Origin of the sequence: Rickettsia endosymbiont of Nabis limbatus (assembly GCF_965196655.1) — a bacterium.
In the GTDB taxonomy this organism is placed as follows: Bacteria; Pseudomonadota; Alphaproteobacteria; order Rickettsiales; family Rickettsiaceae; genus Rickettsia.
The window spans coordinates 1,109,062-1,128,387 of the sequence record NZ_OZ239771.1 but is presented as its reverse complement, the minus strand read 5'-3'; the positions used below and the strand labels follow the sequence as shown (position 1 = coordinate 1,128,387).

Below are 19,326 nucleotides of genomic sequence, written 5' to 3'. Positions count from 1 at the left end.
TTAAAAAAGTGATACGTAAAATACTTATTTTTGTTTTCTTAGCCTTTACTATAGTATGGTTTGCTGCCGCTTATACTTTAAAAAATAATGTAATAAATTTAATTAAAAACTCTGAATCTGATAATCTTAAAATATCTTATAATACAGTTAAATTTTTAGGATATCCGTTTCACTGGAAAATTACTATAACAGATCCAAAAGTAAAATTAATAGATCATGTAAATTCTAAAGAGCTTTCAAGCGAAAATATTGTTTTAAGTATTAAATTTAGTACTAAGAAAGCTACTTTAAATTTTGGGCCATTTATTAAAGAAGTAGATAATTATGGGGAAAAAACATTCACTTATGATATGCGTAGTGAAGAAGATATAAAAGGAATAGGGAAATTTAATAAACCTTTATATAAAATATCTAAAGATGATGATTTAAAAGAAGTAATAAAATCGATTCAGCTTAATAATAAATCATTATTAATATTTAAAGATGATGAAGAGATTTTCAAAATTAATGACTTAGCTTTCTTTATTTCTAAGAAAAATATGACAGATAGTGAAGATATTTCATTGATTTTAAATATGAATTATGACTCTGAAAAGAACATAGCTAATTTTAAAAATGCTAATTTAGATATTGTTGCTTTATTAAAATTCGCTCCTGATGGTGAAAATTCTGCTATTTTACAAAATTTTAATGTAGAGAAATTTATCTTTAGTTGTGATCATAACTCTAAAATCAATCTAAATGGTGCTTTACAGTTTTTTGCTAACAAATTACCACAAGGTAAGTTATCATTTGAGCTTGAAAATTATCACCCTATTATTGATAAGTTATTACCTAATAATATTATGTTTTCTAAAAAGTTTATTAAAACAGTTATTGCTAAAGCAGTTAATAATGCTTCAGATGAAGCTGTAGTTAAAGAATCAGATGGCTCAAATCCTGATTATAATAATATAGAAAAAGCTAAGTTTGATGTTGAATTTTCTGAAAAAGGAATAAATATCGGCTCTATTAATTTACTTGAGTTAAAACTTGGCGATAGTAAAGAAAAACAGCAGCCTGAAAATCATGCGAATTAATTATATGAATAACCTTAAATTAGTATTATATAGCTTTGTTTTTAGTATAATTCTTATATGTAATAATATTTATGCCGATCAAAAGCAAAAAGTCTTTAAGATTGGTACTGGCTCTATTTTGCAAGGTTATTATTCTATAGGTCTTGATTTATGCAAAACAATTATAGGAGATGAAAAAAATAACGAAAATATAGTATGCGAAGTTGTTGCAACAAATGGTAGTATTGAAAATTTAAAATTATTGCAACAAGGTAAAATCGATTTAGCCATAGTGCAGGCGAATATTGCAGTAGAAGCATATGACGGAATAGGTTATTATAGCGATAAAGAAAAAATGCAAAATCTACGTCAGGTGTTAAACTTACATGATGAATTTTTTACAGTTGTCGTAAAAGATGAGGATAAGATAAAGTTTTTTGCTGATATTGATGGGAAAAGAATAACTAGTGGTCCAGAATATTCTAGCAGCAATATTACTTATGATGCGATGTGTTCTCTATATAAATTTGCTAAAGAACCAATAAACACTGATATTAATTACGAAGATTCTATCGATAAATTCCGTCAAAAAGAAATAGATGCTATAATCATGATGGTTGGACATCCAAACCCTTTAGTGAATTTAATTGCTAATAGATGTGAAATCGATTTTATTTCAATTGAAAATGATAAAATAGCCGAGTTAATACAACAAAACAGAGCTTTTCGCAAAGCAGAGCTTCATAAAGGCTTATATCCAGGTATTACAGATGATCAAACAACTGTAAAAGTATCAGCAATTTTAGTGACTAGAGATGATATAGATTCTAATATGTTAGATAAATTTATTGGTGCTTTTCATAGAAATGTTGCAAATTTTAAACTTTCTAATTATTTATTGAACAATATTAACATTAACTATTTTGCCGATACTCAAAACTTTGTTTTACCAAAACATGATTCGGTCAGAAATAGAGAATAACTATTTATTAGAGTATTATATAGAAATACTATGTTTAAAAATATACTTATACCTATAGACTTAGCAGATAAAAAGTCTATGAAAGCTCTTCTTTCTAAAGCTTTAATGTTTGCAACGACTTCTCAAGCAAAGCTGCATTTCTTATATGTGATTTCTGATTTTGGTATGAAAATGGTCGAAGATTATTTACCTAAAATTGGATTGCAGAAAAAAAAGCAAAATATCAAACTCAGGTAAAAGAGCTTATAAAACAATATGTACCTGATGAGATTGAAGCCGATTATTACATAGGTAGCGGTGCTGCTTATGATGAAATAATTAAGCGTTCCAATGATATCAAAGCTGATTTAATAATAATCTCAGCAGTTAGACCGCAGCTGAGAGATTATATGCTTGGTCCTAATGCCTCTAAAATCGTTCGTCACTCTAGTATATCAGTCTTAGTAGTAAGAGACGAGTAATTAAACCTCGTCTATCAACTCTTCATTTATCAAAAATATACTTTTTGTTTGCAAATAAATAGCTAATTAAAAAATAATTTATATTTTCTATTATTAATAGAAAATATAGTTGACATTTTAGAAAAGTTAGCTAAAATCCTTTGCAAGGATAGCAGCAATGCTATCCTAGGGTATAGAAGCCCTTGATCACAGATGGTTAGCATCATCCATTTAAAAATGCTCCTCAACTTTGTCATGGTTGAGGAGATAGTAGCTATGTACAAGGTTTTAAACCTAAAGGCTGTTATAACTGTTCTGTGACGGTTCTTCTAACTCCCTGATGATTGTGTTCGAGAAGTCAAGAGAATATTTTATATTGGTTTTGCCAAGGTCGTTTGTTTTTAACAATGTTATTGACAATTATTACTATTTTTCTCATTACTGCAGTAAGAGCTAATTTTTTAGCTTTTCCCTTTTCTACAAGTCTTTTATAAAAAGGTTTAACTGCGGGATTACATCTTACAGATGTAACAGCAGCCATATATGACGGTGCCTCAATAACACCTGAAAATTCAAAATCTTTTTCTAAACATTTAAGTGAGTTAGATAATCTTAAAAACTTTCTAGAAACTAGACCAAAATTAGTAAATAGTGAAACTATACAAAAAATAAATGAATATCTAATTTCACCTAATATTATTAAATATGCTGTAAATGTATTGATAAATGAGATTGAAAATCTAAATCGTGAATTAGCCGGTGATATGCTTAACGATTGGGCTGAAAAATTTTAACTTTTTATTATACTATTGCTTACATAAGCAGGTTGCATAAATTGCTTTTACGTCATTGCGAGCGAGCATCGCTTGCGTGGCAATGACGTAAAAATCAATCCATGCGGGCAAGCCTTATGCGGGAATGACATATAAAGTTACCTATACCTGAATAAAATATAACATTTTTTTAAACTGTCCGGTACTATTATTGGACAAGCCACAAGAACATCACTTATTCAAAAATTTCTCTGCTTCAAGGGCAGCCATACAGCCGGTACCTGCTGCGGTTATAGCTTGTCTATAGATTTTATCTTGAACATCACCAGCAGCAAATACCCCCTCTATATTGGTTTTAGTGCTTCCTGGAGTAGTAATAATATAATTATCACTATCCATTGTAACTTGCTCTGCAAATAAAGCGGTATTTGGTTTATGCCCGATAGCTACAAATACGCCGCTACACTCTACTAAGCTCGCCTCCTTAGTATGAACATTTTGAATTTTAACCCCTGTAACGGATTTTGGCTTATTATTACCAACTATCTCATCCACTACATGATCCCAAATCACAGATATTTTAGGGTTTTTAAACAGACGCTCTTGTAATATTTTTTCGGCTCTAAAACTATCTCTTCTATGTACTATAGTAACCTTACTTGCATGATTGGTTAAATACAAAGCCTCTTCAACAGCACTATTACCGCCACCAACTACTACTACTTCCTGATTCTTGAAAAAGAAACCATCGCAAGTAGCACAAGCTGACACCCCAAATCCCATAAATTCTTGCTCTGTAGGGATGCCGAGCCACCTTGCTTCCGCACCAGTACAAATAATTATGCTTTCAGCTTCGTACTCTGTCCTAGATCCTGTAGACACTTTAAAAGGTCTTCGTGACAAATCCACTTTCTCAACATAATCGTTAACAATTTTAGTACCAACATTTTCAGCTTGCATACGCATCTGTTCCATTAGCCAAGGTCCTTGTACGCTTTCTGCAAATCCTGGATAGTTCTCAACATCGGTGGTAATGGTAAGCTGACCGCCAGGCTGAATACCATTAATTAATATCGGATTTAAAGACGCCCTTGCTGCATAAATAGCAGCACTTAACCCGGCAGGACCTGAACCAATTATTAGTACTTTAGTAGTAATTTTCATAATTTAATTTATCTTCTTTTTATAATTTTTCTAACCAAGATTTTATATGTTCAATTTCATTGGAATTTGTCAAGGAGGGAGTTGACCTGCATATTTAATTTCGTAAAGATCAAAATCTTTTGTTTTTTGCATTTTTTCTACAGTAGATTTTGTTAGAACTTGAGATTTAATGCCATGAATCAGTAATATTTTACATTTTATTTTATTCCATATAGACCATAAATCTACATCTTTCTGACTTTTGACATTTTTTATACCTTTTGTTATAGCAGGATCATAATTCATTTTATATTTTCCGCCAAATGTAGAAATAACACTATGTTTTGTTAAATAATCCCAATCTTCTTCATCTTTAATTCCCGACTGACCATAAATAAGCTTTAAATGCTCTTTTGCACTCTCAAATCCTCTAATATGACAGTTTTTTTAGCAGAAGCTGCAATTTTGACTAAAGGAGCAGCATCGATAAACGCTCCTATATAGTTTAATATTAAACCTTTAAAAATATTTTTAAATTTACTGGCAAGAACCATACCTATAATTCCGCCCATTGAAGTACCTAGCCAAATAGGTTTTTTTATCTTTAACTTATTTAAAAATAATAATGTATCTTTAATGTAAGTAGTATAGTTATAATGGCTGGTTTTTTTAAAATTTTCACTATCACCACGTCCAGGATAGCTTAGAGAAATTACTCTATAATCCTTACTTAATTCTTTAGCTATTTTTCAAAATCATGAGCATTTCTTGTTAAGCCATGAGCACATATTATTACATTTTTATTTTGAGGATCACCAAATTCTACATAAGAAATTTTATGTTCTGGTATATATTGAAGAGGAAGAAAGTTAATATATGGACCAATTTTAATTGAGCTAATTTTCATATGAATCGATTAATTTAAATCACTTAAAAATATACTGACCATTGTTGGCATATATACTACTACAAAAAGTAGTGATAAAAACACAGTAGCAGCGACCTTTTCAGGATAAATTTTTTGTAAATTTGCTATAACTATAGTATTTGCAGCTAAGGGTGCTGTAGAAAGTAACTTTAATGCATTATAATAATCATTATTATACCATTTTGTTACAAAATGATCAAACATGATAAATAGCCCCACTCCTAAGGGATAAAATAAGAATTTAGCAGCAAAAGTAGCCAGAGTAAATTTTATATCCACTTCAAATTTTTGAAGTGATGAAAGAGCAAGACCTACCATAATCATACCTAGTATAGAAAAAGAACCTTTCATATTATATATAAAATCATCTAAGAAATCAGGTAAAGTAAAACCGCAAAAACTAAATAAACAACCTAGGAAAAATGCATTCAAAATTGGCAATTTTACTACTTTCAATATACTATCAGTAGTGTTTGCAAAGCTTCGCATACAAATATAAAAGCCTACCGAGCACTCATAAATATTAACGCCTATCACTGCCATCATGTAAATACTTAGCGTATAATCATCAAAAAGTGCAGCAGCTATAGGCAACATAAAATATCCACCATTTGCTGTACCAGCAGACAAAGCTATAATATTACGTGTGTGGTCCTGCCAAAATTTACCGAAAAAATAGTAAGAAAATAATGACAACAATGTCGCAATTACAAAGGTTACAACCGTAACACTTAATGCTGAAAATGTCAAAGTTGTACTAGCAGGAATAGTAAAGAATACTATAGGCGATATAAAATAGAATAATAAAGAAGAGATACTATCTCTTTCAACATTTGAGTACTTACCTGCTAAAAATCCGATTACTACACTTAATAACACTGAAACGGTTTTAAAAAAAACTATACTAAAAATTACCATGTAATGAGCTAAAGATATAATTATTTATAATATATTAGATTTTATCTTTTTTCACTAAATTTTGTAAAGATTTTTAATGATACTCCTCGCAGCAGAGCTACGAGGTATCTATCCAAAAAGTTTTAACTGTTTTTGTTGAAATGCTTTATAAGAAGGTTTGCCTGAACCTTGATTTTTTACATAATTACGTAATTTCCGCTCATCACCATGTTTACCTACTGTGCTCATAAAATATCCTTTACTCCAAAACTCACTTCCCCATAATTTTTCTTTAAGATTTGGATATTTCTTAAACATTTCCTTAGATGTAATACTTTTTATGATTTGAGTTATTTTTGTTGGGCTATACATTGGTATTGACTGTAGTAAAAAATGTACATGTTCTTTATCTACTCCTATTTCCAAAAATCTAATTTCATAACGAGCCTCTATGTCCTCACAAATTTTACATAAATAATCGTCTAGTTCCTCTTTGAATATTACTCTTCTATACTTTGCCGGTGTTACTAAATGATATATTAGTACTGTGACATTATCACTTTTATGTATATAACTGCTTTCTTCCATGCATCTAGTATATCACGAAGCAGACCTTCGGGGAATTAAACCCTAAGAGATTAAGTTTTAAGAGGATTTTATTTAACTTTTAATTGAAAAATTATAAATATAATGATATTAGTAATATATAGATATCAATTTATAGACAAAACTTACGCTATGTTTGGTTCTAAATATCGTAAAGATGGAGAACGAAGCTGTTGTTGCATATAGTCATCTAAAAGCCCTAACTTTATTTGGTAGACCGTTTTACCTATTTTATTTGCAGTTCTTTTGAGAAAAGCCCAAACTAGAAATGCACAACTAATGTGATTACGTTGGATACGCTGTTTTCTGCATTGGTAACGTTCTATACCAGTCAGTTGCTTAATTTTTCTATGCATGCTCTCAATTACCCATCGCAAGCCAAACTCATCTTGTGCAGCTTTAGAAGATTTTTGAGTTTTGTTATTGGTAACAACATAATCAACTCTGTTGGTAGAAACAGTAAATTTAAACAAATTAACATGCTTATTTTTGGCAAATCCTTTTATATGAATCTCCATTCCATTCTTAATTTCTTCATCTGAAAACGTCAACTTGCTAACAGCTTTATAAGGCTCGTAATCACACGTTTTACTAACATTTCTATTGGCTTTAATAGGGGCATAATAATATTTGCCCAAGGAGTCAACATGTTGCATAATTTTGTGTGTAGCATACCATGTGTCAAAAAGTACAGTTTGAAAAGGAATCTTTTTACTATAAACAGCATTATTGAACATCTTTAGTAGGTGATCTAGTTTCGTCGCTCCATCATGATCAGGTGAAAAAATGCGATAATCTATTACCCAAAACTTATCAATATCGGGGTTATAATATACAAGACTCACTACTCCTATACCGGTAGTAACTCCACCTGTAGCTCCACTATACTGCGATCTAGCAACCTCTATTTTCTTTGTGTTCCTTTTGTTTAACACCGTATCATCAAATATTGTATATCCGTTAGATGAAAAGATAACATCATTCTTAATGTGTTCCCATAACAAAGAAGGAGTATATTTTTCATTTTCTAAAAATCTATTAATCTCTTAGGGTTTAATTCCCCGAAGGTCTGCTTCGTGATATACTAGATGCATGGAAGAAAGCAGTTATATACATAAAAGTGATAATGTCACAGTACTAATATATCATTTAGTAACACCGGCAAAGTATAGAAGAGTAATATTCAAAGAGGAACTAGACGATTATTTATGTAAAATTTGTGAGGACATAGAAGCTCGTTATGAAATTAGATTTTTGGAAATAGGAGTAGATAAAGAACATGTACATTTTTTACTACAGTCAATACCAATGTATAGCCCAACAAAAATAACTCAAATCATAAAAAGTATTACATCTAAGGAAATGTTTAAGAAATATCCAAATCTTAAAGAAAAATTATGGGGAAGTGAGTTTTGGAGTAAAGGATATTTTATGAGCACAGTATGTAAACATGGTGATGAGCGGAAATTACGTAATTATATAAAAAATCAAGGTTCAGGCAAACCTTCTTATAAAGCATTTCAACAAAAACAGTTAAAACTTTTTGGATAGATACCTCGTAGCTCTGCTGCGAGGAGTATCATTTGTGATTATTTTTATATTTTATTGTTTTTTAATTACCTTTAATGAATGAAGAGTAAGTAAACGAAGTTTTATTTGGAAAATCTATGTTTCTTGACAAACTATAAGCTTTTATATATGCTACTCTAAGATTTAGCACCCGTAGCTCAATTGGATAGAGTATATGACTACGGATCATAAGGTTAGGGGTTCGACTCCTCTCGGGTGCGCCACTCTTCAGTTTTTGCTATTCGTACGAACGTGTCGAACGAGGGACGCAAGGTATAATCAAGGTTTTGAGGTTTTAGCATCAGGTTAGCAAATACTAAAAGTAATTACTTCTTACCTTAGTTTAGATTTAGTTTTGTAGTTTATTTGAACATCTATTATGATGAATAATGTATAGCTCCTGTAAGCTTATATTCACTATTATCAACAGTATATATATGTATTTCATCAAATGTATTATTACTTAGTTCGGCATCGTCATATATGGACGCCTGGTTAAAAACAAGTACTAAAAATAAAAAACAGTTAATGATAAATGAAGCAGTCATATATTCGGCATCAAAGTGCCATAATGGTTTCTGCATTCTGCCTAAGATCCTAGAGAGATTCACTCAAGTTAGCGGTATCTAGGTACCATGACGTTAGCTCGGATTTCATCCAGAATGATTATGTATTATCTCTTTAACCCGCCGTTTTATTATTCTACTTTGTTTTTATTTCTTTACCCCTATCTAGTTTAAAAATTATATAGTTTATAATTTATCCTAAATCTTAAGTACTATTACGCGAGTTTCGAATTAATATAGCATAGGATTTAGCATATCAAGAGAGATGTAATAGAAGGTTTATTATCAGACATTTGATAATTTATCAGTGCTGCAACCATATGCACAAAGGCATTTGTAACTGATCTATGCCTTGAATGCTCAAACTTCCCCAATAGTTTAATTTTACTAAACACAGATTCTATTAATGCTCTTTTAAGCAATAATATTTTATCCAACATAGACATAAGTTTATTTTTCATATTTTTCTTTACCCTAGTTACCATAAAAATTCCTTGCTCTAAAAGTTGTTGAAATAATTGTTGTGAAATATAACCACGATCTCCGAATACTTTACCAAAAAGATTTTTGATCATCAGTTCCAGCTGTTTTCTATCATCCTTATTGCCAGGGCTAAAAGATGCTTTAACTATACCACCGGCTCTATTAATTATTAGATGTAGTTTAAGTCCATAGAACCAACCTTTTGTTGTCTTACTGCGTGCTGCTATGCCGGCGAACACTTTATTCATTGAAATACGGTATCTCTTACATACCTCTATACTACTTGAATCTACAAAAGAAAGGCCATCACACTGATCCAAAATAGAATTGAATATCAGTACTAATAGTGGTAAATGTGGACCTATTATTTTTATAAATTGACTATAGCTTACTAATTGAAAATCTCTTTGATGATAAATCCATATTTGCTTCAGATAATAATTCTTAAAACAATCATAAGATGACTGCCAGTAGCCTATTATAATTGTTATTACCTCACTTCTGTTAAGTCGACTTTTAGGACCAGATTTGTTGTTATGGTTAGTAATTGAATTTGTATGCTTGTCTAATTCTTGAAAAAAATCATCGACGTAACAAAATATTTCTGTAAAATCCATTATCATAGGTTATTGCTCTTAAAGTTTTTTCAATAACCTATAAACTTTTTTCTTATACTATAAATACCATATTTTAATTAGCAATTTGTATTTTGTACTCACTTTATAACAAAAACAGTATTATCAATATCCCCGTAACCCACTGTTTATCAGCTATACAGCGACTTTTTGAATACGAAACTCGCGTTACTATTATACCAATTGGTAATTTCTGTTCTTTACCAGACAGGCATAAGCGATTCTAGCCAATTTATTAGCTGTAGCTACTGCAATTACATTGAACGATTTCCCTTTTTCTTTTAATCTTTCAATAAATTCTGATAACGCTCCTGATGTCTGATTAGTTTTATAGCTTCTCATCAATAAAGACCTACCAGCCTGTATTAGCATTGTTCTTGCATATCTATCACCTTGCTTGGTTATTCTTCCTAGAATAATCTTACCTCCAGTGCTATTTTGTTTCGGGACAATTCCAAGTGAAGCAGCAAAATCCTTAGCAGAATCGTATGCTTCAACCGGTTTGATGCTTAAAATACTTGCGTTAATTGTACCAATTCCTGGAATAGTTTCTAAAATTTTTGCCTTCTTGGAACTCCGATTCTTTGCTGCTAATTCTTTATCTAAGCTTTGTTCACGAATCATCAATTGTTCAATTTCTTTACAATCCAGCAACATTTGTTCAGCAATAGTGTTGTTAATAAATCCTTCTTCTAGGGCAAAATTTACAAAATTTTGACAAGATTTTGCAAATGTAGATTTTCCGCATGTTACCAAATAGCCAAATTCAAATAATGAAGTCATCAGAGAGTTGCTGTACTGAATCCTTTGTTGTATTATATTTTGTCTTGCTTTATGCAGGTAAGATATTTCTTGCTCTTCTATTGTTTTAGCTTTGACGTGTATTAAATCGGGATCACATGATGCTTTGCAAATTGCAATTGAATCATTAATGTCATTTTTTTGTCGAGTTTTTGCATATGCTTTCACATCTTTAGGTTTAAGCAAGATGGCTTTATGTCCTATTGATTCAAGCCTTTGAGCCATATAATGAGCTCCACCACAAGCTTCAAATACAAAGGTTTCTGACTCTGGAAACATTGTTGATAAATTTTCAAAAAAGCTTCTTCGATCCATTGCTTTTTTTAATACAACTTTATTGTCTAAATTTATTGCTGCAAAATGCAACTTTCTTTTTGCTAAATCAATTCCTATTACTTTATAATTACTCATGGTATGGACTCCTTTATAAAATTATTAAAAATTACAAACCTATCTTAGGTTTTGGTTCTTTGATATCTTAATATCACTTAAAACCGTTGATAAGTTCTTTCTTATCATTGGCGTCCATACCATCAAGTTAAGAGAGATGTAAATTAAGTATTGAGCAAATGCATGGAATAATTTATAGAATAGCAGTAACCATTTATCTCTAAATTTCACCATTATGCGTATTACTCAAGCTCCGAAGAGACATCGTTTTCCAGCAAGCATCATTAGCCATGCAGTATGGTTATATCATCGTTCTAATAGTAGCTACCGAGATGTTCAAGAACAGATGGCATATCGAGGTATTATTTTGAGTCATGAGACAGTAAGATTTTGGTACAACAAATTTGCAGTTTATTTTCAAGATGTTATCAGAAGGAGGGAGCGGAAGCCAACTGATAAATGGCATTTAGATAAAATGAACATTAAGATTAAAGGTGAAGTATTCATACTATGGAGGGCTGTTGACTCTGAGGGACATGAATTAGAAGTATTGCTACAGAAGCGACGCAACAAGAAATCAGCTATTCGCTTTTTATTAAGATTATTGGGCAATTACCCAGCTCCAAGAGTAATTGTTACTGATAAGCTCAAGAGTTACATTAAACCGATTAAGCTTATGTGTCCTAGGACTAAACATCGAACTAATAAGAGATTAAATAATCGCGTTGAGAATGCACATCAACCAACTAGGCGAAAAGAGAAGATATTGATTATCCAGCTGATGGTTCAAACCTCCACCTTCAGGTGGAGAAACTTTAGTTTGAATAAGTCATAGTCGTCTTATATAAAATAAGTAAGTAGGACTTATTTTATAGGATGACTATGACAGAATATGAAAAAGGGAAACATACGGTATATTATCACAGGTATCACATAGTATGGATAACAAAATACCGTTATAAAGTATTAACCCAAGTTATCAAAGAAAGGATTAGGGAAATCATAGCTCAAGTTTCAGAGGAAATGAATATTAGGATAGTAAATGGGGTGATATCATCTGATCATGTACATATTTTAGTATCGATACCTCCTAATATAGCAGTAAGTGAATTTGTACAAAGAGCAAAAGGTAGAACTTCACGTAGAATACAACAAGAATTCCCAGAATTAAAAAAGAGATATTGGGGGAAGCATTTTTGGGGAAGAGGTTATTTTAGTACAACAAGTGGTCATATCACAGATGAAGTAATTAATGAGTATATAAATAACCATACAGAAGCTCATAAACCAACTTCTATTTCTAACATTAGATTGGAATAAGCTTTAGCTTAAACTCTACGGCACTTCTAGTGCCTATCATCAACCTACCGGCTCTCAGCCGGTAGTGGTTGAGTAAATTTAAGCATCCTAATGCAGCACAATGTACATTATCACTGATGGGAAAAGTTAGAAATATATTTGCCGTAAATGTTGGAAGGTATACTAAAACAGCACCTGACCAAAGAATTGCATTTGCATCCGCTAAATCCATTTGGGATGAAGCTACTCAAAGACTTCTTGCTGTCTGAAATCTAAAAATATTACTCTTTTTGACACTATGTTACTTAACTTGATGGTATGGACGCCAATGATAAGAAAGAACTTATCAACGGTTTTAAGTGATATTAAGATATCAAAGAACCAAAACCTAAGATAGGTTTGTAATTTTTAATAATTTTATAAAGGAGTCCATACCATGAGTAATTATAAAGTAATAGGAATTGATTTAGCAAAAAGAAAGTTGCATTTTGCAGCAATAAATTTAGACAATAAAGTTGTATTAAAAAAAGCAATGGATCGAAGAAGCTTTTTTGAAAATTTATCAACAATGTTTCCAGAGTCAGAAACCTTTGTATTTGAAGCTTGTGGTGGAGCTCATTATATGGCTCAAAGGCTTGAATCAATAGGACATAAAGCCATCTTGCTTAAACCTAAAGATGTGAAAGCATATGCAAAAACTCGACAAAAAAATGACATTAATGATTCAATTGCAATTTGCAAAGCATCATGTGATCCCGATTTAATACACGTCAAAGCTAAAACAATAGAAGAGCAAGAAATATCTTACCTGCATAAAGCAAGACAAAATATAATACAACAAAGGATTCAGTACAGCAACTCTCTGATGACTTCATTATTTGAATTTGGCTATTTGGTAACATGCGGAAAATCTACATTTGCAAAATCTTGTCAAAATTTTGTAAATTTTGCCCTAGAAGAAGGATTTATTAACAACACTATTGCTGAACAAATGTTGCTGGATTGTAAAGAAATTGAACAATTGATGATTCGTGAACAAAGCTTAGATAAAGAATTAGCAGCAAAGAATCGGAGTTCCAAGAAGGCAAAAATTTTAGAAACTATTCCAGGAATTGGTACAATTAACGCAAGTATTTTAAGCATCAAACCGGTTGAAGCATACGATTCTGCTAAGGATTTTGCTGCTTCACTTGGAATTGTCCCGAAACAAAATAGCACTGGAGGTAAGATTATTCTAGGAAGAATAACCAAGCAAGGTGATAGATATGCAAGAACAATGCTAATACAGGCTGGTAGGTCTTTATTGATGAGAAGCTATAAAACTAATCAGACATCAGGAGCGTTATCAGAATTTATTGAAAGATTAAAAGAAAAAGGGAAATCGTTCAATGTAATTGCAGTAGCTACAGCTAATAAATTGGCTAGAATCGCTTATGCCTGTCTGGTAAAGAACAGAAATTACCAATTGGTATAATAGTACTTAAGATTTAGGATAAATTATAAACTATATAATTTTTAAACTAGATAGGGGTAAAGAAATAAAAACAAAGTAGAATAATAAAACGGCGGGTTAAAGAGATAATACATAATCATTCTGGATGAAATCCGAGCTAACGTCATGGTACCTAGATACCGCTAACTTGAGTGAATCTCTCTAGGATCTTAGGCAGAATGCAGAAACCATTATGGCACTTTGATGCCGAATATATGACTGCTTCATTTATCATTAACTGTTTTTTATTTTTAGTACTTGTTTTTAACCAGGCGTCCATATATGACGATGCCGTTTGATTTATTTGATTATTATTTTCTGGAAGAATAATATACCTATTATTCATAGATTTACAAATACATCATTAACCATTAATCATCAAATTAATCTCTTAGGGTTTAATTCCCCGAAGGTCTGCTTCGTGATATACTAGATGCATGGAAGAAAGCAGTTATATACATAAAAGTGATAATGTCACAGTACTAATATATCATTTAGTAACACCGGCAAAGTATAGAAGAGTAATATTCAAAGAGGAACTAGACGATTATTTATGTAAAATTTGTGAGGACATAGAAGCTCGTTATGAAATTAGATTTTTGGAAATAGGAGTAGATAAAGAACATGTACATTTTTTACTACAGTCAATACCAATGTATAGCCCAACAAAAATAACTCAAATCATAAAAAGTATTACATCTAAGGAAATGTTTAAGAAATATCCAAATCTTAAAGAAAAATTATGGGGAAGTGAGTTTTGGAGTAAAGGATATTTTATGAGCACAGTAGGTAAACATGGTGATGAGCGGAAATTACGTAATTATATAAAAAATCAAGGTTCAGGCAAACCTTCTTATAAAGCATTTCAACAAAAACAGTTAAAACTTTTTGGATAGATACCTCGTAGCTCTGCTGCGAGGAGTATCATTTTTACATCTCTCTTAACTTGACGGTGCCTTCTTGACTGGCTTAAAAATTATGCTGAAAAGGAAACAGAGAACACCATAAGAAATATATTGGGGCAGGTACTATTTCGTAGCGATGAAGTAAATAAAAATATCTTAAATTTAAGCGGTGGTGAGGGAGCAAGATTATTACTTGCTAAAATGATACTAGAAAAAAGCAATATTTTAGTTCTTGACGAGCCAACAAATCATCTTGATTTAGAATCACGAGAAGCACTTAAAAAAGCCTTAGTTGATTATCCAGCTGATGGTTCAAACCTCCACCTTCAGGTGGAGAAACTTTAGTTTGAATAAGTCATAGTCGTCTTATATAAAATAAGTAAGTAGGACTTATTTTATAGGATGACTATGACAGAATATGAAAAAGGGAAACATACGGTATATTATCACAGGTATCACATAGTATGGATAACAAAATACCGTTATAAAGTATTAACCCAAGTTATCAAAGAAAGGATTAGGGAAATCATAGCTCAAGTTTCAGAGGAAATGAATATTAGGATAGTAAATGGGGTGATATCATCTGATCATGTACATATTTTAGTATCGATACCTCCTAATATAGCAGTAAGTGAATTTGTACAAAGAGCAAAAGGTAGAACTTCACGTAGAATACAACAAGAATTCCCAGAATTAAAAAAGAGATATTGGGGGAAGCATTTTTGGGGAAGAGGTTATTTTAGTACAACAAGTGGTCATATCACAGATGAAGTAATTAATGAGTATATAAATAACCATACAGAAGCTCATAAACCAACTTCTATTTCTAACATTAGATTGGAATAAGCTTTAGCTTAAACTCTACGGCACTTCTAGTGCCTATCATCAACCTACCGGCTCTCAGCCGGTAGTGGTTGAGTTTGAGGGTACAGTAATATTAGTTACTCACGATCGTGATTTTGCAAGCCTAGCAACTAGAATTATCGCTCTTTCTCATAAAAGAAATATTATCGATTTTAAAGGTAAATATAAAGAATATGTTGAGAAACACAGCAATGATTATCTAAAAATCTGATAATGAAAAATATATATTTAATTAATTAGCACATTCTTATATAGTCATAAAACAGTATATAAATAATTTTACTTGGTATGGATTTTAAAGAGTTTAAGGATAAATATGGGTATGATGCTGCTACTAAAATGATGCAGCAATATTTAGATATTAAATTTGCTCACCTAGATTGCTTATTGCTTTTTAGAATGGGTGACTTTTATGAAATGTTTTATGAGGATGCCGTGCTTGCTAGCGGCGTACTCGGTATTGCTTTAACTAAGAGGGGTAAGAACGGCGATGAAGAAGTGCCGATGTGCGGCGTACCTTACCATGCTCTTGAAAATTACCTAACTAAATTAATCGAAGAAAATTATAAGGTCGCTATTTGCGATCAACTCGAAACTCCTGAAGAAGCAAAAAATAGAGGCGGTTATAAGGCGGTAGTTAATAGAAATGTTACTCGTATTATAACGCCTGGCACAGTGATTGAAGAAAATTTGATTACTACGGCTGAACCGAATTATCTAGCAAGTCTTGTTGTGCCGAAAAACAAAGATATGGCAGCACTTTGCTATGCTGATCTTTCTACTTCCACAATTTTTGTAGTTAACGTTCCTGAGCTTGAAATTCTTAATGAACTTGCCCGCCTTAAGCCTCGTGAAATTCTACTTAGTGAGCATTTAAGATCTTCTGATCTTGCGAGTAATATTTCTAAGCAACTAAATTTCCGTATTACTTATCAGGTTGATAGTTTTTTTGCTGCTAATAAATGTGAAAAAATTATTCTAGATTTTTATAAGATGAGAGATATTAAAGGGGTAGGGGAAATATCTAGCAGCCAAATTTGTGCAATAGGTAGTATTTTGGAATATCTTACCCTAACGCAAAAAGAAAATATCCCAAATTTACCAAAGCCAAAAATTATCGATTTTCATAGTTATATGACAATTGATTTTTCAACAAGACGTAATCTTGAGATAGTCACAAATTCGTGTGGAGGGAATAAAGGAAGCTTGCTAAGTACCCTTAACCACACTGTTACTAAACAAGGCGGTAGATTGTTATATAATTTCCTATCAAGCCCGTTAACTGACATTCATAAAATAAATCAGCGTTTAAATATAACCGATTTTTTTCATTCTAATCTAGATATAACTGCAAAAGTCCGTGAGCTACTTAAGAAAACCAGCGATATAGAGCGTTGTTTAACCCGTATTACTATGAATAGAGGTTCGGGGCGTGATTTGCTTAGTATTAAATATACGTTAGAGGCGGCTAACTCTATTAAAGAAATATTATTTGATAATTATGGTTTTGAGCTACCAAGCTTTATTGAAAAAATTGTTAAACCGTTAATAAGAAATGATGAGTTGTATAATTTAATTGAGGAAAGCATATGTGAAGATGCACCGAATAATTTAAATGATGGCGGTGTTATAAAGCATTCATACCACCCAAAAGTATTGCAGCTACATGATTTAATTAATAATGGTAAACTACATATTGAGAAACTAAAAGATCAATATAAAAGAGAAACAAGTATAGATAGTTTAAAAATATCTCATAATAATGTGATAGGGCTGTTTATCGATATCACCGCTAAAAATGCTAATAAGATTAATGATCCCAAATTTATTCATCGTCAAACTACTGTTAATAGCGTGCGTTATACTACAATTGAGTTGCAAAAACTTGAAAGCGATCTAGTTAATGCTAAAACCTTAGTAGTAAGTTTGGAAAAAGAGTTATACGAAGATATATGCAAGCGAGTAACGAAGCAATCCGATTATTTACGGATTCTTGCTAGCTCCTTAAGCGGTATTGATGTGTTTTGTAACTTTGCTTATATTGCAAGCGAAAATGATTATGTCAGACCTGAGTTTACGGATGATTTAAGCTTTGACATCGTTAAAGGGCGACATCCGGTAGTCGAAGAGGCTTTGAATAGAGAGAGAAAAAGCTTTGTGCATAATGATTGTCATTTATCGGAAGCGGAACGTATTTGGCTAATTACCGGTCCTAATATGGCAGGTAAAAGTACTTTCCTAAGGCAAAATGCCATTATCGCAATCATTGCTCAAATAGGTTCATTTGTGCCTGCTAAAAGTGCTAGAATAGGGATGGTGGATAAGATATTTAGCAGAATCGGAGCAGCTGATGATTTGATTAAAGGACAATCGACTTTTATGGCAGAGATGTTAGAGACGTCAGCGATCCTTGCACAATCTACTAAAAACTCGTTGATTATATTAGATGAGGTAGGGCGTGGAACTTCTACTTATGATGGCGTATCTATCGCTTGGTCAGTGCTTGAATACATCCATGATAAGCTGAAATGTCGGTGTTTATTTGCAACCCATTACCATGAGCTAACTATTATGGATAATTTTCTGCCGGCTATGCAAAATTATATTATTGCTATTGAGAAATCAGGCAAAGATATTTTGTTTTTACATAATATTATAGCAGGTGCAGCCGATAGATCATATGGCATTCATGTTGCAGCTTTAGCGGGGCTGCCTGCAAGCGTTATCAATAGAGCAGAGCAGATTCTGCTTAAATTTGAGAAAAATGCCGCAGGTAAAGGAAAGAATATTTTATCGACGGAGTCAAATAATTTGAGTCTATTCGCTATTGAGTCCCCTAAACTACAAAACAGTAAATTGGAGGAAAAATTTAAAACCATCGACCCTGATAAATTATCGCCTAAAGAAGCTTTAGAGCTATTATATCAATTAAAAAGCAATTTTATTAAATAATAACAATTATTAACCGCTAAAAATATTTATATTATACCTTTTCATAATCAACTATAATATATGGAGAGTGTTATGCCTAAACAATTTCAATTAAGTCTTCAACCTATTTCTAGGGTTAAAGAAAATCCTAATATGTTCGGTAATTTTACCAATTTTTTTCTAGGAAGTGAAGAATATGTTATATCTAATGATAGTTATATTACTCCTAAATCATGTGTTACACAAGCTCGAAAATTTTTTGAATCATTAGGTAATACATGCCAATTGGGCATACAATATGTAGAAAAAGAGTTTAAGGGAATTTTTGAAATAAAAGATAATGTCGTAACTGCATTACAAAATAATGAAGCAGCTTATAACTATACGCAACATGAGTTAAACGGTACATTTTATTTGTATGATAATAAAAAATCTCAAGTATGTATACAAAATCTTATAGTACCCTACAATTTTGTAGAGATATTGAAGAAAGGTTGATTTAAAGGGTAATAAAGTAGTATAAGGTGGATTTTTTGGAAAACAATGCACCGAATACTACTTCGA

19 protein-coding genes, 1 tRNA gene and 3 pseudogenes are annotated in these 19,326 nt (G+C 31.6%); 14 read left to right on the top strand and 9 right to left on the bottom strand.

The window, feature by feature from the left end; genetic code table 11:
* Positions 1-8 precede the first annotated feature (8 nt).
* The 3 genes and pseudogenes from ACOAL3_RS06550 (at position 9) to ACOAL3_RS06540 (ending at position 2,501) form a co-directional block, all read left to right on the top strand.
* On the top strand, positions 9-1,079 hold the full coding sequence (locus tag ACOAL3_RS06550) for an RP198 family tick cell line-upregulated protein (RefSeq protein WP_419234630.1): 1,071 nt from the start codon (positions 9-11) through the stop codon (positions 1,077-1,079).
* A gap of 4 nt (positions 1,080-1,083) precedes the next feature.
* Positions 1,084-2,040: a TAXI family TRAP transporter solute-binding subunit gene (locus tag ACOAL3_RS06545; protein ID WP_395477424.1), complete on the top strand. Its 957-nt coding sequence runs from the start codon at positions 1,084-1,086 to the stop codon at positions 2,038-2,040.
* 30 nt (positions 2,041-2,070) lie between these two features.
* A pseudogene (locus ACOAL3_RS06540) lies at positions 2,071-2,501 on the top strand (universal stress protein).
* Between the two features lie 337 nt (positions 2,502-2,838).
* Here the strand turns inward: ACOAL3_RS06540 and ACOAL3_RS06535 are convergent.
* The 6 genes and pseudogenes from ACOAL3_RS06535 to ACOAL3_RS06510 form a co-directional block, all read right to left on the bottom strand.
* Positions 2,839-3,021 carry a hypothetical protein gene (locus ACOAL3_RS06535; protein WP_395476963.1) on the bottom strand — a complete coding sequence of 61 codons (183 nt, stop codon included), beginning with the start codon at positions 3,019-3,021 and terminating at the stop codon, positions 2,839-2,841.
* Between the two features lie 463 nt (positions 3,022-3,484).
* Positions 3,485-4,417, bottom strand: a complete 933-nt coding sequence (gene trxB / locus ACOAL3_RS06530) for a thioredoxin-disulfide reductase (protein WP_395477289.1) — start codon at positions 4,415-4,417, stop codon at positions 3,485-3,487.
* A 19-nt stretch (positions 4,418-4,436) separates the two neighbouring features.
* A pseudogene (locus ACOAL3_RS06525) lies at positions 4,437-5,303 on the bottom strand (alpha/beta fold hydrolase).
* Between the two features lie 9 nt (positions 5,304-5,312).
* Positions 5,313-6,242 carry an AEC family transporter gene (locus ACOAL3_RS06520; RefSeq protein ID WP_395477290.1) on the bottom strand — a complete coding sequence of 310 codons (930 nt, stop codon included), beginning with the start codon at positions 6,240-6,242 and terminating at the stop codon, positions 5,313-5,315.
* A gap of 108 nt (positions 6,243-6,350) precedes the next feature.
* The gene (gene tnpA, locus ACOAL3_RS06515; protein WP_419234618.1) at positions 6,351-6,809 is read right to left on the bottom strand and encodes an IS200/IS605 family transposase; all 459 of its coding nucleotides are present in this window, start codon (positions 6,807-6,809) and stop codon (positions 6,351-6,353) included.
* A 143-nt stretch (positions 6,810-6,952) separates the two neighbouring features.
* Positions 6,953-7,870 (bottom strand): annotated as a pseudogene (locus ACOAL3_RS06510) (IS701 family transposase); the annotation flags it as partial.
* Positions 7,871-7,919: 49 nt separating this feature from the next.
* Here ACOAL3_RS06510 and tnpA (ACOAL3_RS06505) point away from each other — a divergent pair.
* Positions 7,920-8,378 (top strand): IS200/IS605 family transposase, encoded by a 459-nt coding sequence (gene tnpA, locus ACOAL3_RS06505; protein ID WP_419234628.1) that lies wholly within the window; start codon positions 7,920-7,922, stop codon positions 8,376-8,378.
* A gap of 165 nt (positions 8,379-8,543) precedes the next feature.
* Positions 8,544-8,620 (top strand) — tRNA-Arg (locus ACOAL3_RS06500).
* Between the two features lie 153 nt (positions 8,621-8,773).
* Here ACOAL3_RS06500 and ACOAL3_RS06495 read toward each other — a convergent pair.
* From ACOAL3_RS06495 to ACOAL3_RS06485, 3 genes are all read right to left on the bottom strand, one after another.
* Entirely contained in the window at positions 8,774-8,980 is a 207-nt protein-coding gene (locus tag ACOAL3_RS06495; protein WP_419234627.1) for a hypothetical protein, read from the bottom strand.
* Between the two features lie 230 nt (positions 8,981-9,210).
* The gene (locus ACOAL3_RS06490) at positions 9,211-10,068 is read right to left on the bottom strand and encodes an IS982 family transposase (RefSeq protein WP_419234519.1); all 858 of its coding nucleotides are present in this window, start codon (positions 10,066-10,068) and stop codon (positions 9,211-9,213) included.
* Between the two features lie 186 nt (positions 10,069-10,254).
* Complete coding sequence (locus ACOAL3_RS06485) at positions 10,255-11,292, bottom strand: IS110 family RNA-guided transposase (protein WP_419234517.1); 1,038 nt, start codon at positions 11,290-11,292, stop codon at positions 10,255-10,257.
* 214 nt (positions 11,293-11,506) lie between these two features.
* Here ACOAL3_RS06485 and ACOAL3_RS06480 point away from each other — a divergent pair, with 214 nt between their 5' ends.
* The 9 genes from ACOAL3_RS06480 to ACOAL3_RS06440 all read left to right on the top strand — a co-directional run bounded on the left by ACOAL3_RS06480 (position 11,507) and on the right by ACOAL3_RS06440 (position 19,260).
* The gene (locus tag ACOAL3_RS06480; protein WP_419234626.1) at positions 11,507-12,106 is read left to right on the top strand and encodes an IS6 family transposase; all 600 of its coding nucleotides are present in this window, start codon (positions 11,507-11,509) and stop codon (positions 12,104-12,106) included.
* Positions 12,107-12,153: 47 nt separating this feature from the next.
* Complete coding sequence (gene tnpA, locus ACOAL3_RS06475) at positions 12,154-12,591, top strand: IS200/IS605 family transposase (RefSeq protein ID WP_419235588.1); 438 nt, start codon at positions 12,154-12,156, stop codon at positions 12,589-12,591.
* Positions 12,592-12,659: 68 nt separating this feature from the next.
* Positions 12,660-12,839: a transposase gene (locus ACOAL3_RS06470; RefSeq protein WP_419234625.1), complete on the top strand. Its 180-nt coding sequence runs from the start codon at positions 12,660-12,662 to the stop codon at positions 12,837-12,839.
* Positions 12,840-13,006: 167 nt separating this feature from the next.
* Positions 13,007-14,044 (top strand): IS110 family RNA-guided transposase, encoded by a 1,038-nt coding sequence (locus tag ACOAL3_RS06465; RefSeq protein ID WP_419234517.1) that lies wholly within the window; start codon positions 13,007-13,009, stop codon positions 14,042-14,044.
* Positions 14,045-14,499: 455 nt separating this feature from the next.
* Positions 14,500-14,958, top strand: a complete 459-nt coding sequence (gene tnpA / locus ACOAL3_RS06460; RefSeq protein ID WP_419234624.1) for an IS200/IS605 family transposase — start codon at positions 14,500-14,502, stop codon at positions 14,956-14,958.
* A gap of 120 nt (positions 14,959-15,078) precedes the next feature.
* Positions 15,079-15,312, top strand: coding sequence for an ATP-binding cassette domain-containing protein (locus ACOAL3_RS06455; RefSeq protein ID WP_419234623.1), 234 nt, complete (start codon positions 15,079-15,081; stop codon positions 15,310-15,312).
* Between the two features lie 63 nt (positions 15,313-15,375).
* Entirely contained in the window at positions 15,376-15,813 is a 438-nt protein-coding gene (tnpA, locus tag ACOAL3_RS06450; RefSeq protein ID WP_419235588.1) for an IS200/IS605 family transposase, read from the top strand.
* A gap of 306 nt (positions 15,814-16,119) precedes the next feature.
* Positions 16,120-18,783 (top strand): DNA mismatch repair protein MutS, encoded by a 2,664-nt coding sequence (gene mutS, locus ACOAL3_RS06445; protein ID WP_419234622.1) that lies wholly within the window; start codon positions 16,120-16,122, stop codon positions 18,781-18,783.
* A gap of 72 nt (positions 18,784-18,855) precedes the next feature.
* Positions 18,856-19,260: a hypothetical protein gene (locus ACOAL3_RS06440; RefSeq protein WP_419234621.1), complete on the top strand. Its 405-nt coding sequence runs from the start codon at positions 18,856-18,858 to the stop codon at positions 19,258-19,260.
* Positions 19,261-19,326 lie beyond the last annotated feature (66 nt).

Excerpts from the sequence above, each read along its gene's own strand:
- ACOAL3_RS06440 (WP_419234621.1), top strand. The coding sequence starts at position 18,856 with ATGCCTAAACAATTTCAATTAAGTCTTCAACCTATTTCTAGGGTTAAA.
- tnpA (WP_419234628.1), top strand. The coding sequence starts at position 7,920 with ATGGAAGAAAGCAGTTATATACATAAAAGTGATAATGTCACAGTACTA.
- ACOAL3_RS06545 (WP_395477424.1), top strand. The coding sequence starts at position 1,084 with ATGAATAACCTTAAATTAGTATTATATAGCTTTGTTTTTAGTATAATT.
- ACOAL3_RS06520 (WP_395477290.1), bottom strand. The coding sequence starts at position 6,242 with ATGGTAATTTTTAGTATAGTTTTTTTTAAAACCGTTTCAGTGTTATTA.
- tnpA (WP_419235588.1), top strand. The coding sequence starts at position 12,154 with ATGACAGAATATGAAAAAGGGAAACATACGGTATATTATCACAGGTAT.
- ACOAL3_RS06535 (WP_395476963.1), bottom strand. The coding sequence starts at position 3,021 with ATGGCTGCTGTTACATCTGTAAGATGTAATCCCGCAGTTAAACCTTTT.
- ACOAL3_RS06480 (WP_419234626.1), top strand. The coding sequence starts at position 11,507 with ATGCGTATTACTCAAGCTCCGAAGAGACATCGTTTTCCAGCAAGCATC.
- ACOAL3_RS06465 (WP_419234517.1), top strand. The coding sequence starts at position 13,007 with ATGAGTAATTATAAAGTAATAGGAATTGATTTAGCAAAAAGAAAGTTG.
- trxB (WP_395477289.1), bottom strand. The coding sequence starts at position 4,417 with ATGAAAATTACTACTAAAGTACTAATAATTGGTTCAGGTCCTGCCGGG.
- tnpA (WP_419235588.1), top strand. The coding sequence starts at position 15,376 with ATGACAGAATATGAAAAAGGGAAACATACGGTATATTATCACAGGTAT.
- ACOAL3_RS06490 (WP_419234519.1), bottom strand. The coding sequence starts at position 10,068 with ATGATAATGGATTTTACAGAAATATTTTGTTACGTCGATGATTTTTTT.
- tnpA (WP_419234618.1), bottom strand. The coding sequence starts at position 6,809 with ATGGAAGAAAGCAGTTATATACATAAAAGTGATAATGTCACAGTACTA.
- tnpA (WP_419234624.1), top strand. The coding sequence starts at position 14,500 with ATGGAAGAAAGCAGTTATATACATAAAAGTGATAATGTCACAGTACTA.
- ACOAL3_RS06485 (WP_419234517.1), bottom strand. The coding sequence starts at position 11,292 with ATGAGTAATTATAAAGTAATAGGAATTGATTTAGCAAAAAGAAAGTTG.
- ACOAL3_RS06495 (WP_419234627.1), bottom strand. The coding sequence starts at position 8,980 with ATGCAGAAACCATTATGGCACTTTGATGCCGAATATATGACTGCTTCA.
- mutS (WP_419234622.1), top strand. The coding sequence starts at position 16,120 with ATGGATTTTAAAGAGTTTAAGGATAAATATGGGTATGATGCTGCTACT.